The sequence below is a fragment of the Clostridium sp. CM037 genome, assembly GCF_055081095.1.
Map to the genome: position 1 here is coordinate 1,645,331 of NZ_CM143650.1, position 23,653 is coordinate 1,668,983.

Annotated in this window: 19 protein-coding genes; 16 read left to right on the forward strand and 3 right to left on the reverse strand. The window is 31.0% G+C overall.

Going from position 1 to position 23,653, the window contains the following annotated elements; genetic code table 11:
* The first annotated feature begins 60 nt into the window (after nt 1-60).
* The 5 genes from ACWJKP_RS07805 to ACWJKP_RS07825 all read left to right on the forward strand — a co-directional run bounded on the left by ACWJKP_RS07805 (nt 61) and on the right by ACWJKP_RS07825 (nt 4,019).
* Complete coding sequence (locus ACWJKP_RS07805) at nt 61-939, forward strand: aminotransferase class IV (protein ID WP_165412128.1); 879 nt, start codon at nt 61-63, stop codon at nt 937-939.
* 272 nt (nt 940-1,211) lie between these two features.
* Complete coding sequence (locus ACWJKP_RS07810) at nt 1,212-1,967, forward strand: hypothetical protein (RefSeq protein WP_165412127.1); 756 nt, start codon at nt 1,212-1,214, stop codon at nt 1,965-1,967.
* Nucleotides 1,968-2,016: 49 nt separating this feature from the next.
* Entirely contained in the window at nt 2,017-2,766 is a 750-nt protein-coding gene (locus ACWJKP_RS07815; protein ID WP_165412126.1) for a protein-glutamine gamma-glutamyltransferase, read from the forward strand.
* A 40-nt stretch (nt 2,767-2,806) separates the two neighbouring features.
* On the forward strand, nt 2,807-2,950 hold the full coding sequence (locus ACWJKP_RS07820; protein WP_165412125.1) for a hypothetical protein: 144 nt from the start codon (nt 2,807-2,809) through the stop codon (nt 2,948-2,950).
* Between the two features lie 289 nt (nt 2,951-3,239).
* Nucleotides 3,240-4,019 carry a hypothetical protein gene (locus ACWJKP_RS07825; RefSeq protein ID WP_165412124.1) on the forward strand — a complete coding sequence of 260 codons (780 nt, stop codon included), beginning with the start codon at nt 3,240-3,242 and terminating at the stop codon, nt 4,017-4,019.
* Between the two features lie 71 nt (nt 4,020-4,090).
* Here ACWJKP_RS07825 and ACWJKP_RS07830 read toward each other — a convergent pair whose 3' ends face one another.
* On the reverse strand, nt 4,091-5,737 hold the full coding sequence (locus ACWJKP_RS07830; protein WP_165412123.1) for a putative manganese-dependent inorganic diphosphatase: 1,647 nt from the start codon (nt 5,735-5,737) through the stop codon (nt 4,091-4,093).
* A 361-nt stretch (nt 5,738-6,098) separates the two neighbouring features.
* Between ACWJKP_RS07830 and ACWJKP_RS07835 the strand changes: the two genes are divergently transcribed.
* A complete protein-coding gene (locus ACWJKP_RS07835; RefSeq protein WP_165412161.1) occupies nt 6,099-8,624 on the forward strand; it encodes a calcium-translocating P-type ATPase, SERCA-type in 2,526 nt (841 codons plus the stop codon).
* A 111-nt stretch (nt 8,625-8,735) separates the two neighbouring features.
* Here ACWJKP_RS07835 and ACWJKP_RS07840 read toward each other — a convergent pair whose 3' ends face one another.
* Nucleotides 8,736-9,149: a hypothetical protein gene (locus ACWJKP_RS07840; protein ID WP_165412122.1), complete on the reverse strand. Its 414-nt coding sequence runs from the start codon at nt 9,147-9,149 to the stop codon at nt 8,736-8,738.
* Between the two features lie 250 nt (nt 9,150-9,399).
* Between ACWJKP_RS07840 and ACWJKP_RS07845 the strand changes: the two genes are divergently transcribed.
* A complete protein-coding gene (locus ACWJKP_RS07845) occupies nt 9,400-11,691 on the forward strand; it encodes an AAA family ATPase (protein ID WP_165412121.1) in 2,292 nt (763 codons plus the stop codon).
* Between the two features lie 89 nt (nt 11,692-11,780).
* Here the strand turns inward: ACWJKP_RS07845 and ychF are convergent, their stop codons facing one another.
* Complete coding sequence (gene ychF, locus ACWJKP_RS07850; protein ID WP_165412120.1) at nt 11,781-12,878, reverse strand: redox-regulated ATPase YchF; 1,098 nt, start codon at nt 12,876-12,878, stop codon at nt 11,781-11,783.
* A 308-nt stretch (nt 12,879-13,186) separates the two neighbouring features.
* Between ychF and mraZ the strand changes: the two genes are divergently transcribed.
* From mraZ to ACWJKP_RS07895, 9 genes are all read left to right on the forward strand, one after another.
* Nucleotides 13,187-13,615: a division/cell wall cluster transcriptional repressor MraZ gene (gene mraZ / locus ACWJKP_RS07855; protein ID WP_165412119.1), complete on the forward strand. Its 429-nt coding sequence runs from the start codon at nt 13,187-13,189 to the stop codon at nt 13,613-13,615.
* 13 nt (nt 13,616-13,628) lie between these two features.
* Nucleotides 13,629-14,561 carry a 16S rRNA (cytosine(1402)-N(4))-methyltransferase RsmH gene (rsmH, locus tag ACWJKP_RS07860; RefSeq protein ID WP_165412118.1) on the forward strand — a complete coding sequence of 311 codons (933 nt, stop codon included), beginning with the start codon at nt 13,629-13,631 and terminating at the stop codon, nt 14,559-14,561.
* 27 nt (nt 14,562-14,588) lie between these two features.
* Nucleotides 14,589-15,074, forward strand: coding sequence for a hypothetical protein (locus ACWJKP_RS07865; protein ID WP_165412117.1), 486 nt, complete (start codon nt 14,589-14,591; stop codon nt 15,072-15,074).
* Nucleotides 15,075-15,113: 39 nt separating this feature from the next.
* On the forward strand, nt 15,114-17,309 hold the full coding sequence (locus ACWJKP_RS07870; RefSeq protein ID WP_165412116.1) for a stage V sporulation protein D: 2,196 nt from the start codon (nt 15,114-15,116) through the stop codon (nt 17,307-17,309).
* Nucleotides 17,310-17,590: 281 nt separating this feature from the next.
* A complete protein-coding gene (locus tag ACWJKP_RS07875) occupies nt 17,591-19,036 on the forward strand; it encodes a UDP-N-acetylmuramoyl-L-alanyl-D-glutamate--2,6-diaminopimelate ligase (protein WP_165412115.1) in 1,446 nt (481 codons plus the stop codon).
* Entirely contained in the window at nt 19,037-20,473 is a 1,437-nt protein-coding gene (locus tag ACWJKP_RS07880; protein WP_165412114.1) for a UDP-N-acetylmuramoyl-tripeptide--D-alanyl-D-alanine ligase, read from the forward strand.
* Nucleotides 20,470-21,423: a phospho-N-acetylmuramoyl-pentapeptide-transferase gene (gene mraY, locus ACWJKP_RS07885; protein ID WP_165412113.1), complete on the forward strand. Its 954-nt coding sequence runs from the start codon at nt 20,470-20,472 to the stop codon at nt 21,421-21,423. Before ACWJKP_RS07880 ends, mraY begins: the two co-directional genes overlap by 4 nt.
* 20 nt (nt 21,424-21,443) lie before the next feature.
* On the forward strand, nt 21,444-22,550 hold the full coding sequence (gene spoVE, locus ACWJKP_RS07890) for a stage V sporulation protein E (RefSeq protein WP_165412112.1): 1,107 nt from the start codon (nt 21,444-21,446) through the stop codon (nt 22,548-22,550).
* Between the two features lie 256 nt (nt 22,551-22,806).
* Nucleotides 22,807-23,625 (forward strand): cell division protein FtsQ/DivIB, encoded by an 819-nt coding sequence (locus ACWJKP_RS07895; RefSeq protein WP_165412111.1) that lies wholly within the window; start codon nt 22,807-22,809, stop codon nt 23,623-23,625.
* The last annotated feature ends 28 nt before the right edge of the window (nt 23,626-23,653 follow it).

The following is a 23,653-nucleotide window of genomic DNA, read 5'->3' on the forward strand; positions in this document are numbered from 1 at the left end:
TACTCGTGATGGGTTGATATTAATTATTATAAGATACAATTAAAACAAGGAGGGGTTTATATGGATAAGTGTATAAATGCATATTTTTTATTCGGAGGGGAAATTAAAAAATGTGAGGAATTTGAAAATTACCATAGAAGTAAAGGGAAATCATTATATGAAGTTATAAGGATAAGTGACGGAATCCCCATTTTTCTTATGGAACACTTAGATCGTCTTCACGATTCCGCAAAAATTATGAAATACAATTTAACTATTACTAGGGATGAAATTATAAATGAAATTCTTAAACTAATATATAAGAATAAAGCTCAGGTTGGAAATATAAAATTAGTTATAAATTATAGCCCAAGCGACGAGAAATGCAATAATAAAAATGACTTTAATGAAAAGGTTTTATTGTATTTTTTGCCACATGATTACCCTTCAAAAGAGCAGTACGTGGAAGGCGTAAAAACTATTACTTATCATGGAGAGCGAAGTAACCCAAATGCTAAAGTTATTAATAGTGTTTTTAGAGACAAAGTAAATGAGCGAATAAATAGTAAAGACGTATATGAAGCAATTTTAGTGGATGATGAGGGATTTATTACGGAAGGCAGTAAATCTAATATTTTTATGGTCGAAGGCTCAACAGTCGTAACATCAAAGGTTGCAAATGTATTACCTGGCATCACAAGACAATTTGTTATAAAAACCTGCGAAAAGTTAAATATCGTGTTTGAAGAAAAAAACATTCATGAAAGGGATCTTGAATCATTGACGGGTTTGTTTATTTCCGGAACCTCGCCAAATGTACTTCCAATAAAAAATGTGGATGAATTTTCTTTTGATTCATCAAAAAGTCAAATAATAAATTCAATAATGAAGAAATTTGATGATGAATTAACAGAAGATAAACAGAAATTTGTAAAGTTTATTCACAATAGAACGACTTAGGCTATTGCCAAGATACAACAATTAAGATTTTAGGAACAGTTAACGGGAGACGTTTTAATGGATATAAGTGTACTATCAATGGTAATGAACCAATCAAGGGTACAACAGTCAGCTGGGATAGTAGTGATTTCTAAAAAATAAATCCATCTATTTTTATTTTTTGATCATTTTAATATAATACTTTTAACATAATTGCTACATTGATAATACTATATGATGTAGCCCTTTATTTATATTAAAAATCAAAAATAAAATATGAAGGTGGAGATTATATGTATTTAGATAGTGTAAACACCTCAATTTCTTCAAAAATAGAGTATCTACATTCTAATCATAAAGAAATTTCTCACTCTGATTTGAAAGATATGTTTGAAAAAGGAATAGCTCAGCATGGGTTAAGCAATCAGCATGATGAATTTTTAGATCTTACTGCCAGACTTTTAATAAAAACTCACAAGGATAAAACGATTTTACATACTATAGTAGACATGATTTTTTTTAGAAATAGAGAAGGACTTTTTACTCATGATCTAATTTGGGCTTTCTTCCAAGCAAGAGAGCCCTGTAGCTTAATGTTAATTGCAAATTATTTAGATTCAGATGACGTAAACGATGTTAAATTGGCACGCAAACTTCTAGACTTTGTACCTTCCATAGATATGAATGTGGGAGAAGGTAGTAAACAACATAAAGCTTTTTTTTACTGGCTTAAAGAGAATTATCCGTTTTTATATTTTACTGGGGAAAGTTTTCAAAGAACCAGTAAACCAATACCCTATATCGTAGTTTTAGATGCAAAATATCTGTGCAGACGGGTATCACTTTATACTAAAAAACCACTCATACCATACACTGCAAAAGAAAAGAACTTATTAGGTTATTTTAACAACTTAGATGAAAACAACAAGCTATTGTTATCGAGATTCTCACTTAGAATTCATCATGAAAGCATATATTTATGGAAATCATGGATTAACCATTCCATAAATAAACAAATACGCATTGCAAAAGCTAGCTTAAGAGATTAGTAATCTATAATTATTGTTCTTAATATAAGGAATACAGGGAGGTTAGTAAATGATAATAATTTCCAATAATACTTATAAATCTGATACTTTTATAAATGAATATAAACCAAATAATATTGAGAAAGATATCATTAGAAAGATGGGTTTAAGTAAAGAAAAGTATGAATATAATTCATTAGATCAATTACGGTTCGAGTTAAAATTACGAAATAATATTGTTATTGCTGCTAAAAAACTCAATGAAGGTGATATGTCCTTTAAAACCTTTCGTAAATCAATGTGTAATCTTGATTATTGGGATCGTACTGATGAAGGTGGGTTTATATTGAAAAAGGGAATAAATCCCAGTGAAGCTATTGAGGATATTTCTATAAATAGTTCAAAATATGGTACTGAATGTGCCACTGCAATAATCATTATTTATTATCAAGCATTGCTTAATATATTTTCTGAGAAACTTTTCAATGAATTGTTTCCAGAAATACAATTAATGAATTGGCATTATATGGATAAAATGCTTGAGAGTGCAGGTTATTTAGAGAAGCAAAGTGATTATTTCCCAGGGGATAGAAGATACTTTGATAACCCTGATGTAGATCCAGTAAGGCCTGAATGGCAAGGAGAAAATGTTATAGACCTAGGTAATGGAATTTATTTTGGACATGGTATAGGCATAGGAACTGCTAATGAAATAATTAGTGGTTTAAATGAACTTAGAATAGAGGGTGCAAAAATATCATCTTATTTATTAGATTCAGCTGCACGACTAGATTTTAAAGCTTTAGCTGCTATAAAATAGCTATTGATGTCCATTAGATTTGGAGGTTATTCCTCAAATATTGAGACATAAAACTGATGTTATATCAGTTGAGCAGGAAGATTCGAAGCATGAACTTGCAGAAACTAAAGGTGAAGTTAAGTGTATGAAAAAAGACAATTTTAGTGTGGATTCACATGGTGTTGTAACTCAAAGAGCGCTTTAACTTAGATCTACTACTTTAAAAACTGCTGATGAAATCTGGTAAATGGCTAATAACCTTCGGGGCAAATAAATTTATTTTTGTATAAGATGTACTTCTAATAGTATGTCTTATTTTTGCTTGCCAGAAATAATTAAAAAATAGGTTTAATTAAAGCAGACCCTTCATATATTATTAGTAAGTACATAATAATATAATCGATAGTGGTAACTAACTTAAGAAAAAAACAGGGTTTAAAATAAATAAACAAAAATAGTGTTAACACTATCATATAATCATAGGAGGGATGAAAATGGGAATGGGGTATACAATTGGATGTTTAATTAGTATATTGCTATGGAGAGTAGATAGGCAGGGGTTGTTTGGTTTTATTAATGTAAAATTGAAGGAAAAAATTAAGAATATATATATGCTGCAGTTTTTATATTTATGTGGAGTAATAGCTATATATAGTGGGATTGCTTTTCTGGCAGACGTTACTTTTATAAAAAGCAATCAAGTATTTAATGCTATAACAGCGTTTATGGTAATAGATATAAGTAATACAGAGCGGAAGAGTTTAAATAATACTGAAAGAAAGCATTTTTACGACACAATATCTACTATATCTAGATCACTTATATGCGGATTTATTGCGCCTTTGTTTTATATTCTAATACTAGGAAATGGCGCAGCTATTGTATTTACTTTACTCTATATTATAACCCTTGACAAGGAATTGAACATACTAGGTATATTGCTGACATGTGCTACGATAATCCCAGCAATAATCGCAGAAATATTTTTATATATAATTTATGTTTTTAGAAACCAAAAAGTAAAGATAGATTTTAAAGGAGATTACGCTAATAATATTTGGAATAAACCTACTCTAAACGTTGATATTTTAGCCGCATATATAGAATCTGTTAATTTTTATTTTCATTATAATGGTAATGACATGCACTATCTGAAAAGTTATGGTGGTTATAGTGACAAGGTTGATGATGCATGCGTTAAGGATTATTTAAGTATAAGTTATTCTATATGTTTTATAGTTTTTACGGTATTCTTAGTTCTACAATTTTTATAGGGGAATTTTTAGAATTATAATATATATAAATAAAAACAAAGCATATATTATAAATAATATATGCTTTGTTTTTATTTGTTTATTTTACTTAGGGCAGCTGTAATAGGGGGTATAACTTGTTTTTTTCTTGAAACTATACCAGGAATATATACACCGCTATCAGTTAGAGTAACATCAAAGGCTTTTGAAATAATGTCCTTATGTTCCCCTGTAGCTATTAATACTGAACCGCCATTTAATATATCAGTTAGCATTAGTAAAATCAAGTCAAAGCCACCTTCTTTGGCTTTTTTATTCATTAAATCTATCATGCTATCTTTCAGTGGGTCAAAGCCTTCAATATACATTGTACCAACTTGTGATACTCCTATTTTAAAAGTATTAAGGGTAAAGGTCTTAAAGTCTTGGTAAAAAATTTCTTGAGCGGTTTTACCCTCAAGTGATGTACCGGCTTTAAACATTTTTTTTGCAAACTCTTCCACATTTAAATTAGCAATTTGAGCTAATTTATTTAAAATAAGTTCATCGACTAGTGTAGAAGTAGGAGACTTTAGTAGTAATGTATCAGAAATTATTGCTGCACATAGAAGACCAGCGGTGCTTTTTGAAGGCCTAATTCCATTATCAAAGAATATGGATGCTACGATTGTTGATGTGCTACCTACAGGTTCATTTCTAAAATATATAGGCATGCCAGTTTGCACATCTGCAATTCTATGATGATCAATTATTTCTAGTATTTCAGCATCTTCTATTCCTAATACAGATTGGGCTTTTTCATTATGATCTACAAGTATGATTTTTTTTCTGTTTTCTGATATTAAATGGTATCTAGATATACTTCCAATGACTTTACTATTTTCATCAGTAACAGGATAACTTCTGTATCTAGTCTCAATCATAATATGCTTTATTTCATCAATAAAATCTTCTGTATTAAAGCTTACAATATTTTTTTTGCTCATAACATAATCGATGGGGATACTTTGAGTTATTAGTCTAGAAGCTGTAAAAGTATCAAAAGGGGTTACTATTATTGTACAGTTATTAGTTTTTGCAAGTTCAATAACTTCATCTGTTGGAGAATGGTTTCCTGTAATTATTAAAAGAGAAGCATTACAATTAATTATTAAGAGCTGGGTATCTTCTCTATCTCCACATATGGCAACATCATCAGCCTCAATTACAGATTTTGTGCTTTCTGGATGCATAGCAGCTACAATAATCTTTCCAGTTATTTTAAATGCATCTTTTGGTTTGCACACGCATTTAGCTGATAGAGTATCTAAAATATTATCAAGAGTTGTATTGCTTTTGGCAAGAATAGTATTGTCCCAAACATCTAAATAGCTTGCAGCAAGATTCGAAACTGATGCCACACCAGCTAATTGATCATGTTCGTTGATAACAGGTAGAGTTTTAGTGCCATTTTTTTTCATAATGGACCAGGCCATTTTAAGAGAAATATCTGGTGAAATTGGAGCTACAACGTCTATATCTAAATCAGAAATTTGCGTTTTAACTGTAGTTATAAGCTCAGGCTGATCTACATTAAAGTAGTTAAGAATAAATTCCGTTTCGCTATTAACTTCACCGAGTCTTATAGGAATTGCAGGTATTTTCCCCATTTTATTTTTAAACTCTGCATAAGCAATAGCAGAGCAAATAGAATCAGTATCTGGATTTCTATGGCCAGTAATATAAATAATGTTTTTCACGTATGGGCCTCCTTGTATTGTTCTTGAGAGTATAACAATTATTAGTTGTTATACTCATTGTCATTTTTAATTAGCAATCGTTGCTAATATTATTTTATAATCAAACTCCTATATTGTAAAGAAAAAACCAATGTTAATTAAATAATACACTATATTCTGTTCATATGTAAGTGAATAAATACATATATTAGTATGAATAGAAAATATAGTGACTTATGGGAGCGGCATTGGTTAGTAAATGTTATCTATCTTAGACAAGTATAAGGAGGGTAAGAAAGTGATTAACGAACAAGTGCCAAATAATAATACAAAGGATTATAATAAGCCAAGAGGATCTGTACGTGATAGTAAGACATTATCAATGGGTCTTACCATAGAGGAGGCTGAAGGTAGATTAAAAAAATATGGATTTAACAAATTAGAAAATAAAAAAAAGATATCCGCGCTTAAAATATTCTTTTCACAATTCAATGATTTTATTACTTGGATATTAATTGTAGCAACAGTGCTTTCAGGACTTATGGGAGAAAAAGCGGATGCAATAACTATATTTATTATAGTTATAATGAATGGAATACTAGGGTTTATTCAAGAGTTTCGAACTGAGAAATCACTGGAGGCACTAAGTAAGCTAGCAGCGCCAACGGCTAAAGTGATTAGAAATGGTGGAATATTGGTAATAAATGCAATATATTTAGTGCCAGGTGATTTAGTGATTTTAGAAAGTGGAGATAGAGTTCCGGCTGATTGCATTTTGACTGAGGAAAATAGTGTAATGCTAGATGAATCTTTACTTACTGGAGAATCTGCTGGAGTAAACAAAAGCGCCAGTTCTAAGGATAATAACATTTATATGGGAACAATACTTCTTACAGGAAAAGCTAAAGCAAAAGTTATAACAACAGGTATGAATACAGAAATGGGGAAAATAGCAGATATGCTTCATAGTATTGAAGAGGAGAAGTCTCCACTTAAAGAGAGACTAGCATATCTTGGGAAAATATTAGTTATGCTTTGTATAATAATTTGCGTAGTTGTAACTTTTATGGGCATCTCGCGTGGACAAGATAAATATGCAATGTTCTTATTGGGAGTAAGCCTTGCAGTAGCTGCAATACCAGAGGGGTTAACTGCTATAGTTACGGTTGCCTTAGCACTAGGTGTATCTAGGATGCTTAAAAGGAAAGCTTTAGTTAGAAAATTACCAGCAGTCGAAACTTTAGGTTGTACTTCTGTAATATGTACAGATAAAACGGGAACTCTAACTGAAAATAATATGACAGTAAAATCATTGTATTTTGATGGACAGGTTTACGATGTTGATAAAGGTAAAATTCCATCGAATTTAGTTATGAAAAAAGCATTTACATACTGCAATGATTGTAATTACGATTTTAACGCAAAAAAATTTGAAAAATGCTTGTTTGGTGATCCTACAGAAACTGCTTTAATTAAAGTTTTTTTTGGAAATTCCAAGGAATTACAGGTATTTTTGAATAAATCAAGACGTTTATATGAAATACCATTTAACTCAACAAGGAAAATTATGTCTGTCGTTGTTAAAGAAAATGATAAAGAAATTTGCTATGTAAAGGGTGCTCCAGAAAGGGTTATAGAAAAATGCAATTATATATTGCTAGACGGATTGGTGCAGCCGATGCTTCCGAATTATAAGAATCATCTAATAAGGGCTGTAGAGTCAATGTCCTATAAAGCATTAAGGTGCATTGCTTGTGCCTATAAGGTGTCTGGTATCATAAAAAATGATAATTTGGAAACTAATTTAATTTTTATCGGCGTAGCGGGTATAATTGATCCCCCAAGAAAAGAAGTAAAAGATGCAGTTATAAAGTGCAAGATTGCAGGTATAAAACCTGTAATGATAACAGGGGACCACAAAAATACAGCTTATGCCATCGGAAAAGATTTAGATATATGTAAATATTCGGAGGAGGTTATAACTGGAGATGAGCTGGATAAATTAAGTGATAAGGAACTAGATAAGAATATTGATAATTTAAAAATATTCGCAAGGGTAAGTCCAAAACACAAGCTAAGAATTGTAAAAGCTTTTAAACATAAAAATCATATTGTGGCAATGACTGGAGATGGTGTAAATGATGCCCCGGCTATAAAAGAAGCAGATATTGGGATAGCTATGGGGATATCTGGAACGGATGTAACTAAAGAGGCGGCCTCTATGATTCTTTTAGATGATAATTTTGCAACTATTGTTGCAGCAGTTGAAGAGGGACGTGTAATATATGACAATATAAGGAAATTTATCAGGTACTTACTATCCTGTAATTTAGGGGAAGTGCTTACCATGTTTTTGGCTTCATTATTCTACTTAGAAAATCCTCTACTTCCAATACAAATTTTATTTGTAAATTTAGTCACAGATGGACTTCCCGCTATTGCTTTGGGCGTGGATCCAGCTGATAGTGATATCATGTTTGAAAAACCTAGAGGAAAGAATGAAAGTGTATTTTCAAGAGGGCTTACAGAAAAAATTGTCATTCGCGGGTGCCTAATTGGTGTTTGTACAATAATGGCGTTTATCGGTGGTAAATATTATGGTATGAATATTAAGGCATGTAGAACATTGGCTCTTGGAACATTAGTTTTGTCTCAACTCATACATGTGTTTGAATGTAGATCAGAAAAACAATCTTTATTTGAAATTAATCCCTTTACAAATTTGTACCTAATTGGGGCTGTAGGTATATCCATAATTATGCTGATTAGCATAGTGTATATTCCATTCTTACAGAGTGTATTTCATACCATACCACTTAATTTAGGGCAATGGTTAATTATTTTATTTTTCTCGGGCATTATTTCCTTTATAAATAGTTTATATTTGTATTTGATGCATAAGCACTAGGCATCACCTAGCGGTGATGAAGTATCACTTAACGGTGATATAAGCATCACAGTGAGGTGTTGATGCAATTTTAAATAATGAAAGCTATATGACATAGTCATATAGCTTTCATTATTTAAAACGTCTGTCAGATCTTATTCTTTGAACTTTTGGAGCATTCCCCTGCATTGGAACCAGGTCCTTTTTGGTAGTCATATTTCTAATGTTTGCAATTTGAATATGCTCGCTGTGTTCTTTACCTTTTTTACCCTTCATTCCTTGAATTATAACAGAATGACCTTGAAGCACAGATATAAAGTTAACTTTTTTGAACCAACGGTGCTTTTTGAATATGCACTTAGAAATAGATTTACTTCCTTCGGCCTTTACTAAGATGGTTACAGTTAATTTATAAAATATTCTTAGATAATTTTTTTCTGCTACTTTGACTGATAGAACTCGACCCTGTGCTTGAGTAAGTCTATCGCCATATCTCTTTAAATAAGCCTGTGTATAACTATTAGTAATTTTGTCTTTAAATCCCATCAGTATTACTCCTTCACAACAAAAATTATAAAAAATATAAAAAGTCAATAAGCTTATTATATCGTATGTTGTAATTTAACTCAAGTATTAAAAAAATGGCTACTATTAATATTTATTATTAAAATTCTATAAGAAAAAAAATATATACACATAAATTTAGAAAATATTATTATTTCTTAATGATAATATTTGTTCCTAAATTGGTGATTTGAGAATATTAATATAATAAAGAATTGAAAGGAGGAGGAATATGAATAGAGAATTAACTCCAAAAGATATTATATATGAATTTGACATTGAAGATATGAGTACAAAAGAAGAATTATATACTATGCCTCAATATTATGATGTAATAGAAAATATTAAAACTGCCATGAGTATAGATAAAGAGGGTTTTAATATTTATTTAATAGATGACTTTTCAAAAGAAACCATTAAAGAGATTATGAAATATGTAAATAAAAGTTTCGAAAATAAGAGCAAACCAAAAGACATTTGTTATGTACTATATGAAGATGAAAAATCTCCTAAACCTATTTTCGTAAGTAATGGAGGGGCTAATAAGCTAAAAGAGACATTTGAAGAAATGCAGAATGAATATTTAGGGTGCACATTTCAGTTTTATAACAATTCTGCAAATAAGGAAATTGAAGACATTCAGGAAAATATTCAAAAGAAAAGAAATAAATTAATTGGTAAGCTAATAGATACAGCAAAAGAGAAAGGTTTTGATATAAAATCCACTAATAGCGGATTCACATTCATTCCTTTAAGTGATGAAAAGGAAATGTCTGAAAATGAATATGAAACATTGGATAAAGGGGAAAAAGATAATATTTTATACACGGCAACTATGTTAAAAGAGAATGCTCGCGAAACATTAGAGGAACTAAAAGATTCTGAAGGAGAAGACTTAGAGAAAATAAAACAACTAATGGAAGTGTACTATAAAAATGAAATGAATGATTTAAAAGAAGAATATAAAAATTTGTTTATGGAAGATGAATCTGTACAAAATTATTTTGATATAGTATGCAATGATATTGAAAAAAGACTTATAGATAATTATTCTTTAAGTTATGATGATGACGAGGAAAAGATAAATGAAATTATATACAAATATGCTATAAATGTAATGGTAGATAATAGTGAAAATCAAATTCGGCCAGTAATATTTGAACAAGATCCTAATTTGACAAACTTACTTGGAAATATAGAGTATGAAAATCACAAAGGGGTTTATTCTACAGGTATAGAATTTATAAAAAGCGGTAGTATACTAAAAGCAAATGAAGGGTGTTTGATAATTAGAGCAAATGATTTACTAAAGGATGCTGCGGCTTATCATAATTTGAAAAAAACATTATTAACAGAAGAGGTAGATTCGGCTTATAACAGAAACTCTTATGAGATTGGATCTTTAAATGCATTTAACCCAGAACCTATACCAGTTAAGGAAAAGATAATTCTTATTGGAAACTATGAGACTTATGACTTGCTTTATAACTATGATGAAGACTTTAGAAAAATTTTCACTATAAAAGCAGAATGTAATCCAGTGCAGAATATAGACAATTATTTAAAGAAATCTCTTGTATTTGAGATAAATAAAACTTGTTGCGAAAACAATTATAAGTTTCTTACAAAAGGAGCTATAAGAGAAGTAGCAAAGATTTTATCACGGAAAGCACAGAGTAGAGAAAAGATATACTATGACAAATATGAAATAAATAAGCTACTAATCTTAGCTAACAATAAGGTTATAGGAGAAAATAAAAAAGAGATTAGTGAAGGAGATATAATTGAGGTAGGCTATAAAAAAGACATCATGGAAAAGGAGATTTTAGACAATTATACTGAAAAAAAGATGCTTATTGATGTTATAAATAGTAGAATTGGACAAGTGAATGGATTATCGGTAATGGATACAGGATATTTTAGTTTTGGTAAGCCAATAAAGATTACCTGTTGCTGCTATAAGGGAGAAGGTAATATTATAGATGTCCAAAAGGAGAGCAATCTAAGTGGAAGTATCCATAGTAAATCTATTAATATTTTAAAGGGATATATAAGTACTATTAATGGCGGATTTACTAAATTACCGGTAGATTTTCACCTAAGCTTTGAACAAATTTATGGAAAAATAGATGGTGATAGTGCGTCGGTTGCAGAAATAATGTGTATGCTCTCAGCTCTAAGTAAGATACCTATAAAACAGAGCATTGCAATCACTGGTTCGGTAAATCAATTTGGTGAGGTCCAACCTATAGGAGGAGTAAACGATAAAATAGAAGGTTTCTTTGCAGCATGCAAAGCAATTGACTCAATAAAGGATAAAGGTGTAATGATACCTTTGTCAAATGCAGTAGACTTGGTTTTAAATGAAGAAGTTGAAAGCGAAATTAAAAATGGAAACTTTCATATATATACGATGACATCTATAGAGGATGCAATTGGAGTGCTAATGGGAAATCCTGATATTAGCTTTGATGCTGTAATGATAGCTATTAACAAAGAATTAAAAAAATATAGCAAAAAATGATGAACAGCTCCTCAGGAGATGAAGCTTCCCAGGTTATTATTTAATAATAGATATTAAATAAGCAGGACTAAATTGTCCTGCTTGCTTTGCTACACGTTAAATCTAAAGTTAACTACATCGCCATCTTGCATAATATACTCTTTTCCTTCAAGTCTATACAGTCCTTTTTCTTTAGCAGCAGCTTCAGAGCCACATTCAACTAATTTATCAAAGGAAACTATTTCTGCTCTTATAAAACCTCTTTCTATATCCGAATGGATTTTCCCAGCGGCAGCAGGGGCTTTAGTTCCAATGTTTATAGTCCATGCTCTTATTTCTTGAGGTCCTGCAGTTAAAAAGCTCATTAAACCGAGTAGTTTATAACTTGAGTGGATAAGTTTATCAAGGCCCGTCTCAGTAAGACCATATTCCTTTAGAAGTTCCATTTTTTCATCATCATCCAAAGTGGATAATTCTTCTTCAAGTCTGGCGCAAACTACAATTACTTCTGAATTCTCATTCGCAGCAAATTCTTTAACTTTTTTTACCATATCATTTTCTGTGTTACCAGACATTAAATCATCTTCGCTTATATTTGCAGCATATAATACTGGTTTTGCAGTAATTAAGAAAAGAATACTTACAAAAGCGGCTTCTTCTTCGTTAAACTCTAATGTTCTTACTGGAAGATTTGCTTCAAGGTGTTCCTTTATTCTTTCCATAAGAGCATATTCCATTTTTGCTGTTTTGTCACCAGAACGAACAAGTTTTACTGACTTTTCCATTCTTCTTTCTAATACATCAAGATCAGAAAAAATAAGTTCTAAATTAATAGTATCTATATCACGTGTAGGATCGATATTGCCGTCTACATGTATGATGTTGTCATCATTAAAACATCTTACCACATGAACAATAGACTCTACTTCTCGGATGTGAGATAAAAATTTATTACCTAAACCTTCTCCTTTGCTTGCTCCTTTTACAAGGCCTGCTATATCATAAAATTCAATTGCAGTACGAATTATTTTTTTACTATTATAAATAGTTTGTAGTACATCCAATCTTTTGTCAGGTACACTTACAACACCTATATTTGGTTCTATAGTACAAAATGGGTAATTAGCAGATTCTGCACCTGCCTTTGTTATTGCATTAAACAGTGTGCTTTTTCCTACATTTGGTAAACCTACAATTCCTAGCTTCATATATATGTACATTCCTTTCTTGCATTTAATATTATTAATTTCTTATAAATTATACCCTACATCGTAATGCATTTCAAGAAAGTAAATTAGCACAATTGTTTAATTTGATATGCGTAGCCTGATAATTATGTATTTTAAGTTAATAAATTCAAATAAAATCATAAAAAAGTTTAATTGTTTTTAAAAAATAAAAATAAAACAATAAAACAAGAAGGAATTTTCATTTTTCTATAGAATTATACTTGTTAGTGGTTTAAAATGGTTTAAAGTGGTTCGAAGTGGAGTAAGTTCATAAGGTAGGGGATAAAATGTTTATTGGTGAATATCAACATGCCATTGATAGTAAAAACAGAATGATTATTCCCACTAAATTTCGAGAGGGATTAGGCAGTGAATTTATATTGACTAAGGGCCTAGATGGATGCTTATACATATATACAACACTTGAGTGGAATATAATGGAGGAAAAATTAAAGAAACTTCCATTGACGAGTAAAGATGCCAGGGCATTTGTACGGTTTTTCTTCTCAGGTGCTAATGAAATAACAGTAGATAAGCAAGGCAGAGCTTTAATACCACAGAATTTATGCGAATATGCAGGCCTTCAAAAGGAAATAGTAAGCATAGGAGTATCAACTAGAATAGAAATATGGTCTAAGGATAAATGGGATAAATATAATGAATCAGATATTAATTTTGATGAAATAGCAGAAAAAATGAATGAATTAGGCATATAAAAGGAGATTAAAAATGGAATTTAAACATGTATCAGTTTTATTAAATGAGTGTATTGATGCGCTAGATATTAAAGAAGATGGAATTTATGTTGATTGTACATTAGGAGGTGCAGGGCACTCCTTAGAAATCTTAAAAAGACTGTCACCTAAAGGACGGTTAATTGGAATTGACCAAGATGAAGATGCATTAAAAGCTGCAAAGGAAAAAATCAAAGAATATAACAATGTTACATATGTACATGATAATTTTTATAACATTGGGGCAATACTTGACAAACTTAAAATAGAAAAAGTAGATGGGATTTTTATGGATTTAGGGGTATCGTCATATCAATTAGATAATGCAGAACGTGGTTTTAGCTACATGAGGGATGCGAATCTTGATATGAGAATGGATAGAAGCAAAGGTATAACAGCATATGATGTGGTAAATAACTACGAAGAGCCACAGATAGCAGAGGTTTTAAGAAATTATGGCGAAGAAAAATTTTCGAAAAGAATTGCTAATTTCATAGTAGATAGAAGAAAAGATAAACCAATCAATACTACCTTGGAACTAGTGAATGTTATAGATGCAGCGATTCCCGCAAAGTTTAAGAGAGATGGAGGCCATCCAGCTAAAAGAACATTCCAAGGAATAAGAATCGAAGTTAATGGGGAATTAAAAATATTAGATAAAGCAATTGAGGATGGAATAGCTAGACTACATCGCGGTGGGAGAATGGCTATAATTACATTCCAGTCACTTGAAGATAGAATTGTTAAAGTTAAATTTAAAAGTTTAGAAGATCCATGCAAATGTCCAAAAGAGTTACCTATGTGTGTGTGTGGTAAAACACCAATCGTGAAACTTATAAGTAGAAAACCTATAAGGGCAACAGAGACAGAGATAGAAATAAACTCAAGAAGTAGAAGTGCAAAACTAAGAGTGGCGCAAAAAAATTAGTTCTAAATTGTGGATGGGGTGAATAAAGTGATAATAGAAAAAAATAAGTTTATAATGGATGGAAATACAGTTTTAGCACCATATGAGCCATTAAAAAAACGAAATTATGAAGATTTAGAAAAATCACGAAAACAGACACAAAGCAGTAAAAATCTGAAGGAAATGAAAAAGAAAAAAAGAGTTCTTTTAAATATTAGTTTAGGGTTTGTTATTGGAATGATAACCATTGCTAGATATTGTATGATTTATAATTATCAAGATGCGACTTCTAAAGTTAAAGCTGAAATAGAAATGGTCAGTAAAGAAAATGACGCGTATGATGTAGAACTAATGAAGTTTAGAAATATAAGTTACGTTGAGAAAACAGCGACGACAAAACTTCATATGGTTAACCCAAAGGTTAGTGACATACAATACTTAAATTTGAGTAAAAACAATTTAGAAACAAAAGAAGAGTTAGAAGCGAAAACAAGTAACGACGTAATAGATAAAATTAAAAATATTATTTTTTAATTACTGTTTGCTTTGAAGAATTAGCAAGGAGGACATAAATTGGCAAAAGGAGAGTATAGAGACAAGGTAGTAGTTAAGCGTAGAATGTTGGTTGTCTTTTTCATGCTTTTTCTTTTGCTTTTTCTATTAATTAGTAGGTTGAGCTACGTAATGATAGCTAAAGGGAAGGAATATAAAGAAAAAGCAATTTTGCAGTGGACAAGTGACGTTCGGATTGCACCAAAGAGGGGAAGGATCTTAGACAGAAATGGAGAAGATTTAGCTATAAGTGCAAATGTATTTAGAGTGGATTTAGATCTTAATTCGCTACGTGAAACTACTAAAAAAAATAAGCTAAGTATGAACGATATTGCACCAGAAATCGCTAAAATACTTGGAATGGAATCTAGTGAAGTTTTACCTGTTTTGACTAAGACTAATTCAAAGGGGAAACCTATTGGAGCAGCGATTTTAAAGAGAAGAATAGATAAAGCTACAGCTGATAAAATTAATGATTTTTCGAAAAATCAAAAGCTTCGAGGAATTGTTATTACTGGAGATACAAAAAGATATTATCCCAATGGGAATTTCTTAGCAAATGTTGTAGGGCATACGAATTCTGATGGCAATGGACTTACAGGTGTTGAATTGTATTACAATAAATATCTATCAGGTATACCTGGAATAAAAATTTCAGAAACCGATAGAAAAAGTGAAGAATTGCCTTATACAATCTCAGATTATACAAAGCCTATAGAGGGTAAAGATGTAGTGCTTACTATTGATGAGATGATTCAATATTTTTGTGAGAAAGCAGCTTCGCAGGCTATGATTGACAATAAAGCGAAAGCAGTTAGTATAATTGCAATGAATCCTAAAAATGGAGAAATATTGGGGATGGTTAATAAACCAGATTATAATCCTAATGACCCTTGGGACCTTACTAAAAATTTTGATGAAAATCAAAAGGCATGGAGAAATAGGGCAGTAAGTGATACGTTCGAGCCGGGGTCTATTTTTAAAGTAGTTACGGCTACAGGGGCTATGGAAGAGGGGCTAGTTAAGGAAGATGATAAATTTAACTGTACTGGCAACACTGTAATTTTAGGTAAAACAGTAAAGTGTTGGAAAACAACAGGGCATGGATCTCAAAATTTTGTGGATATATTAAAAAACTCTTGTAATGTTGGATTTATGGAACTTGGTAGAAGACTTGGACCAGAAAAACTAAATAAATACATTGAATTATTTGGATTTGGTAAAAAAACTGGTATTGATTTAAATGGAGAAGCACTCGGAATAATTAGAAAAGCTAAAGATATGACTGCTCTTGATGTAGCAGTAACATCCTTTGGGCAAGGGAATACCTTATCTTGTATACAGTATATGAAGGGCTTTAACGCTATTGCAAATGGGGGAAAACTTATAACGCCTCATGTTATGAAAGAGATAGTAAATTATGATGATTTAAATAATAAAAAAGTTCTGCAAAAATATTCAAATTATAATGAAAGAAAAATAATGGATGAAGGAGTTGCAAAGCAGCTTCGATCTTACCTTGAGCAGGTTGTAGAAAATGGTGGTGGTAAAAAGGCATTTATTGCAGGATACCATATTGCCGGAAAGACAGGGACAGCTCAAAAAATTAATACTACAGGAGCTGGCTATGCACCAGGAAAATATGTATCATCATTTGCAGGAATGGCGCCTGCAAATGATCCTCAGATAACCTTATTAATTAATATTGATGAACCAGACCCCTCTTGGTATTATGGTGGTCAGATTGCAACAGTAGTTGGAAAGCAAGTTTTTAATGATGTTTTTAATTATTTATCATTTAAATCTGATGCTTCAAAGGAGGAAACTTCAAAAAGCTTATTAAAGGATGTTATTGTGCCTGAAGTAAGGGGACTTAAGAAGTCGGAGGCAGAAAAGTCATTGAAAGATAATAATTTAAAGGTAAAATTAAGTTCAGATGGAGAAGTTATTACTGATATGACTCCGAAACCTGGATATACGGTTAAGGAAGGAACTGAAATTATTTTACACACTGGTGAATTAAAAAAAGATAATAATATGGTCATGGTTCCAAATATAATAGGAAGTAGCCCGGAAAAAACTACTGCACTTCTAGGAAGTCTTGGACTAAAAGCTAAATTCGTTGGTAATGGAATAGTCGCAGAGCAAAGCATAGAATGCAAAGAAGTGAAAAAAGGAACTACGATAACAATTCATTTAGATATTACGGCTGATTAGTTAAAGCATCATCTTCGATGCTGTAATATTAATGACTTCAGAAGTGAATTTATATCCCACTGAATATTTTACTTTGTTATAGTATGTAACACCTACTTTTAGAAAAGCGTGATTTTACTTCTGAAATGTCATTAAATATAGTGTATAATTAGGTGATAGGCACATGAAAATAAAACCGACAGGACTCAGCAATTCTGAGCTGTCGGATTTGCCATGTAAAAGGGGAATAGATATTTTTTTTGTTAAGCATATTTTATGTGATGATTTAAAGGAGTGGTAATATGAAGTTTGAAAAAATTATGGAGAATATTAATTTCAATTTAATCCAGGGTAACATTGATATTGATATAAAGGGAATTCAATATGATTCAAGAAAAATTAAAGAAGGGGATGTGTTTTTCGCTGTAGAAGGGTATAATCTTGATGGTCATAAATATATACAAAATGCAATTAACAATGGAGCAGTTGCTGTTGTGTGCCAGAAAAATATAGAAGAGCATTTAAACTGTGTGGTGATTAGAGTAGAAGATAGCAGAAAAGCATTGGCCATAAGTGCAGCTAATTACTATGAAAATCCAAGTCGTAACATGAAAATGATAGGAGTTACAGGTACTAATGGAAAAACAACTTCAGCTTTTATGATTAAAGCTATTTTGGAACAGCAAGGGTACAAAGTTGGACTTATTGGAACTATAGCAAATTATATTGGAGAAAAGAAAATTCATACAGAGAGGACTACTCCTGAATCACTTGAATTACATGAACTTTTCAAGGAAATGGTGGAGTCGGGTGTAGATTATTGTGTTATGGAGGTGTCTTCGCACTCTTTAAGTTTAGATAGGGTATATGGAATAGAGTTTTGTGAAAGTATTTTTACAAATTTAACTCAGGATCATTTAGATTTCCATAAAACCTTTGAAAATTATTTTAATGCAAAATTAAAGTTATTTAAATTAAGTAAAAGCGCTGTAATTAACATTGATGATATATATGGAGCGAAAGTCTATAGTTTAATTAAAAGTAGCAAATTAAGCTATGGATTAAATAGCAATGCAGATATTATGGCAAGTGATATAAAAATGCATTCAAGGGGAAGTGAATTTACATTAGAGTACAAAGGAAACTCTTTTGAAATAGAATTGAGTATACCAGGAAATTACAATATATATAATGCGCTTGGGTCTATAGCAGTTTGCTTAAATCAGGGAATAGACCTAGCTAAAATTAAACTAGCTCTACAAAAGATTCAAGTGCCTGGGCGTTGTGAACTTGCTTACAATAACCATAAGTTGGGATTTGAAATAATTTTAGATTATGCACATACGCCAGATGCATTAGAAAACATACTAAAAACTGTCAGGGAATTTACAAAGGGTAAACTTATAAGCGTTTTTGGTTGTGGTGGAGATAGAGATAAAGCCAAAAGAGCCATAATGGGTAAAATTGGAACTCTGCTAAGCGATTTTTCATTAATAACTTCAGACAATCCAAGAACTGAAGATCCTATGCAAATAATTAATGATGTAGCATCCGGTATTGAAAAACATAATTTCGAAATTATAGAGAATAGGCGCGCGGCTATAAAACGAGCAATTGAAATTGCAAGATGCGGTGATATAATTGTTATCGCAGGAAAAGGGCATGAAGACTATCAAGTTTTGAAAGAAAAAACTATACATTTTGATGAGCGAGAAGTTGTCTCAGAGATAATAAAGGAGCTATTTTAGATGGAGTATATTAGTTTTGACGAGATATTAGAGGCAACTGGGGGTAAAATAGTAGTTAAAGGTGAAAGCGCCTTGCATCAAGGCGAGAATACATTATATAATAATGTTTGCATAGATACAAGAACTATAAAAGAGAAGGATATTTTTATAGCATTAAAGGGTGAAAACTTTAATGCTAATGATTTTATCGTTGAGGCTAGCAAAAAAGGAGCTTCAATTTGCATAATTGATGAAATGAAGTTTGATAAAGCGCTGCTTAATAAGAAAACAGCTGTAATTAAGGTGGTGGATACTAGAAAAGCACTACTTAATATTGCAAAATTTTATATAAATAAGCTAGATTTAAAAGTAGTAGGAATTACCGGATCTACAGGCAAAACGTCCACAAAGGATTTGGTTGCAGCAGTTCTTGGCGCAAAATTCAAAGTTTTTAAAACTTTGGGCAATTTTAATAATGAAATAGGGTTACCTATGATGATATTTAAGTTAGATAAAAGTTATGATGTTGCAGTCCTCGAAATGGGTATGAGTGATTTCGGAGAAATTCATAACTTATGTGAGACTTCAAAACCTGATATTGCTATTATTACTAACATTGGAATGTCTCATATTGAAAATCTTAAAACTAGAGAAAATATATTAAAAGCTAAAATGGAGATAACAGATTTTTTTAGTAAAGACAGTATTTTAATTGTAAATTCAGATAATGATTTATTAGAAGATGTGAACACGGCAAATTATAGACTTATAAGAACAGGAATTGATTCTGAAGCTGATTTAAAAGCATGCGATTTAAATGTAGAAGAAAATAAAATAACATTTCGCATAATGGACAAGAAAAATTTAATAGATAATATTATTGAGGTGAATATACCAGGACGGCATAATATACTAAATTCAATGCTAGCAGTAGCTTGTGCAAGGGCAATGGACATGAGTTATAATGAAATTGCTCAAGGGTTTAAAAAGTTAGAAGCTACGTCTATGCGTTTAGATATAACAAAAGGTAAAAAGTTTACTATAATTAATGACTGCTATAATGCTAGCCCAGATTCAATGATGGCTGCAATTGATGTGCTTTGCAATATTAGTGGGAATTATAAAATTGCGATTCTTGGTACTATGAGGGAACTCGGAAATAGCGCCACGCAGGCACATAAACAAGTCGGAGAATATGCAAAACGTAAAAAAATTGATTTATTAATTACTTTAGGTGAATTTAATGAAGCATATAAAGAAGGATTTAACGATATAGATAAATATAGAAGTTTTCAAACCTATAATGAGGTAGTTTCCTTTTTGGATGGAATGATCAATCAAAATGATGTTGTTTTAGTTAAAGCTTCAAGATATATGAAATTTGAGAGCATAGTTAGCGAACTAACGAATTTACATTCGTTCACGAATATAAATGCTAAAGAGGTGATAGAAAAATGAGCTTAATTATTTATTCGGTTTTAATTGCATTTTTCCTATCAATTATACTAGGGCCATTAATAATCCCTATGTTACATAAGCTTAAATTTGGTCAAAATATAAGAGCAGAAGGACCTAAAAGTCATCTGAAAAAAGCAGGGACACCTACTATGGGTGGCATAATATTTATGATTTCTACAATAATTACAATGTTAATCCTTGTTAGACATACAAGTGCTGAAGCTAGGATTGCAGTGTATTGTTTTATAGCATTTGGATTAATAGGACTTATTGATGATTTGTTAAAAATAATACGTAAACAAAATGAAGGACTTACATCTAAACAAAAGATGTTACTTTTGGTTGTAGTATCAGGTTTAATTGGTTATTACTCTTCACTTAAAATAGGAACGGATATAATGTTACCATTTTCTGATAAAGTTATAAAATTGGGTGTTTGGTATGTGCCTTTTATTATTGTATATTTTGCAGCAACCACAAACGCAGTTAATTTAACAGATGGATTAGATGGTCTAGCTACCTCAGTTACAATAGTAGTTATGACATTCTTTGCATTGGTTAGTAATATGATGTTTCATACGACTCTTGCGATATTCTGTGCTGCGCTTGCGGGTGCATTATTAGGGTTCTTAAAATACAATTCTTATAAAGCACAAATTTTTATGGGAGATATGGGAGCACTTGCACTTGGTGGCGCAGTAGCTGCAGTTGGTATGATACTAAAATCACCTTTTTTAGTTGCAATTGTAGGTGGCGTATATGTTATAGAGACTCTATCTGTTATTATTCAAGTGTTAGTATTTAAGGCTACAGGTAAGAGAGTATTTAAAATGTCTCCAATTCATCACCATTTTGAATTAAGTGGATGGCACGAAACTAAGGTTGTTGCAGTATTCTCCATTGTAACGGTGATTTTTTGTTTAATTGGATTTCTATCCTTTTCCTATTAGTGACGTAAGGAGGATATAGTATGAAAAAATACAAGGTTAAAATGGGGCAAATAGATTTTGTATTATTTGCAACCATAATGCTTCTTGTGGCAATCGGAGTGGTAATGGTTTATAGTTCTAGCTCATATTATGCGGCTTTTAAATCTAACGATCCAGAATTGTTTTTTAAAAAGCAATTTATGTGGGCATGCATTGGCTGTGTTTTTATGGTTACAGCTATTAAAACTGATTATCATATTATAAAAAAATACACTGGAATTATTATGATATTTACTGCAATATCTTTACTTGCTGTATTTGCATTCTCCCCCATAAACTTCTCTAGACGGTGGATTCCATTAGGATTTGCAAAATTTCAACCATCAGAAGTTGCAAAATATGCTATAGTATTATATATGGCTAAAAGCTTAGATTTAAAAGGGGAAAAAGTCAAAGAATTCGTTAAAGGGGTACTTCCATACCTATTAGTTTCGGGTTTTTATGCAGGTTTAATTTTGTTGGAGCCAAACTTAAGTATAGCAGCTATTATAATGATCGTTACTGTAATTATTTTATTTGCAGTAGGGGCAAGATTTCAACATCTTTTTGCTATAGGGTCATCGCTAGTAGCTGCGGTTGTTGCTCTAGCAATTTTTGAACCATATAGATTGGCTAGGGTTATGAATTTTAGAAACCCTTTTGATGATAGTCAAGGTAAGGGGTATCAATTAGTTCAATCATTACTTGCACTTGGGTCAGGAGGGTTTACTGGTTCAGGAATTGGACAATCAAGGCAAAAATGTTTATATATACCGGAACCACATACGGATTTTATTTTCGCAATAATTGGAGAAGAATTAGGGCTAATCGGATGCGGTTTTATAATTTTATTATTCATTATTTTTGTATGGCGTGGTATTAAAATAGCAGTTACAGCGAAAGATATGTATGGTACTATTTTAGCTATAGGGATTACCTCTGTTATAGCGGTTCAAGCAATTATTAATATAGCAGTAGTTACTGGGTCAATGCCAGTAACCGGTGTGCCGCTGCCTTTTATAAGTTATGGAGGTTCAGCTCTGCTTTTCAATATGTTTGCGATGGGAATACTTTTAAATGTGTCAAGGCAAACTGTAAATAAAAATTAGAATAAAAGGCATGCATATGTGCATGCCTTTTTCTATGCTTAATATTGCAAAATATTAATTTTTTTTAAATACTGATAAATACATTGAAATTGAGATGTAAATAATTAAGTTAAGTGTTATTATATAATAGAGGCAAATTTTAGACCACATTTATGTAAATAAACTTGGTTATTCGGTATAATCTACAAATTTAGTATGTTGTATTTTAATAAGCTGATTTGTAAAAAAATATATATTATTGAATGCGGGGAAGTGAATGACAAAAAAGAGTAATAATCTTAAAAAAGGGAATTATATTATAAAAAATAAAGAAAAATTATTACATAGAAGAAAAAGCAAAAAAAAGGTAAAGTATTTAATGTTACTAGTAATAATTATGATATCTACATTAATTACATTATGCATTAAATTACCTTATTTTAACATTGAAACTATTGAAATTGTAGGAAATATGAATGCTTCTAAAGTCGAAATAAATGATACGGCGAGTATTCACTTAGGGGGTAATATTTTTTCTGAAAGTTTCAACGATAGCAAGCAACAAATCATGAAAAATCCGTATATAGTAGGTGTAAAAGTTAGGAAAGACCTTCCTAATAAGATTGTAATAGAAATAGAGGAAAGGGTAGCTGTGTTTTATGGTAAATTAAACAACGCTTATTATATTCTAGATAACAAAGGTATTTTGCTTGAAAAAAGGTCGAATGTTAAAGATATGAACTTAGTGAATTTAATTGGATTCAATTTTGAAAAGTGTGAAGTGGGCAATTTAATTGCGTCAAAGGATGATAGAAAAATAAATATTGCAGTGGAAATAACAAATATTATTAATGATTATAGAAAGAATAAAGGCAATAATATTATAACAATGGTAGATGTAAGCAATGTATTGGATATCAAGGTTTATGCTGGGGAAATGTGTATTAAATTTGGTACAAGCGAAGACTTGAAAAACAAATTTAATAAGTCAATAAATATTATTACAGAACCTCAATATAAGAGTGCAAAGGGATATGTAGATGTTAGTTCTAAAAGCAATCCAGTTGTTTTTATAGAACAAAAGGGTAAAAAATAACAATATTTATCTCCCCCAGAGAGTAGCA

What these genes read in the sequence shown, in the direction of transcription:
- ACWJKP_RS07805 (WP_165412128.1), top strand. Translation starts at nt 61, where the DNA reads ATGGATAAGTGTATAAATGCATATTTTTTATTCGGAGGGGAAATTAAA.
- ACWJKP_RS07810 (WP_165412127.1), top strand. Translation starts at nt 1,212, where the DNA reads ATGTATTTAGATAGTGTAAACACCTCAATTTCTTCAAAAATAGAGTAT.
- ACWJKP_RS07815 (WP_165412126.1), top strand. Translation starts at nt 2,017, where the DNA reads ATGATAATAATTTCCAATAATACTTATAAATCTGATACTTTTATAAAT.
- ACWJKP_RS07825 (WP_165412124.1), top strand. Translation starts at nt 3,240, where the DNA reads ATGGGAATGGGGTATACAATTGGATGTTTAATTAGTATATTGCTATGG.
- ACWJKP_RS07835 (WP_165412161.1), top strand. Translation starts at nt 6,099, where the DNA reads ATGGGTCTTACCATAGAGGAGGCTGAAGGTAGATTAAAAAAATATGGA.
- ACWJKP_RS07840 (WP_165412122.1), bottom strand. Translation starts at nt 9,149, where the DNA reads ATGGGATTTAAAGACAAAATTACTAATAGTTATACACAGGCTTATTTA.
- ACWJKP_RS07845 (WP_165412121.1), top strand. Translation starts at nt 9,400, where the DNA reads ATGAATAGAGAATTAACTCCAAAAGATATTATATATGAATTTGACATT.
- ychF (WP_165412120.1), bottom strand. Translation starts at nt 12,878, where the DNA reads ATGAAGCTAGGAATTGTAGGTTTACCAAATGTAGGAAAAAGCACACTG.
- mraZ (WP_165412119.1), top strand. Translation starts at nt 13,187, where the DNA reads ATGTTTATTGGTGAATATCAACATGCCATTGATAGTAAAAACAGAATG.
- rsmH (WP_165412118.1), top strand. Translation starts at nt 13,629, where the DNA reads ATGGAATTTAAACATGTATCAGTTTTATTAAATGAGTGTATTGATGCG.
- ACWJKP_RS07875 (WP_165412115.1), top strand. Translation starts at nt 17,591, where the DNA reads ATGAAGTTTGAAAAAATTATGGAGAATATTAATTTCAATTTAATCCAG.
- ACWJKP_RS07880 (WP_165412114.1), top strand. Translation starts at nt 19,037, where the DNA reads ATGGAGTATATTAGTTTTGACGAGATATTAGAGGCAACTGGGGGTAAA.
- mraY (WP_165412113.1), top strand. Translation starts at nt 20,470, where the DNA reads ATGAGCTTAATTATTTATTCGGTTTTAATTGCATTTTTCCTATCAATT.
- spoVE (WP_165412112.1), top strand. Translation starts at nt 21,444, where the DNA reads ATGAAAAAATACAAGGTTAAAATGGGGCAAATAGATTTTGTATTATTT.
- ACWJKP_RS07895 (WP_165412111.1), top strand. Translation starts at nt 22,807, where the DNA reads ATGACAAAAAAGAGTAATAATCTTAAAAAAGGGAATTATATTATAAAA.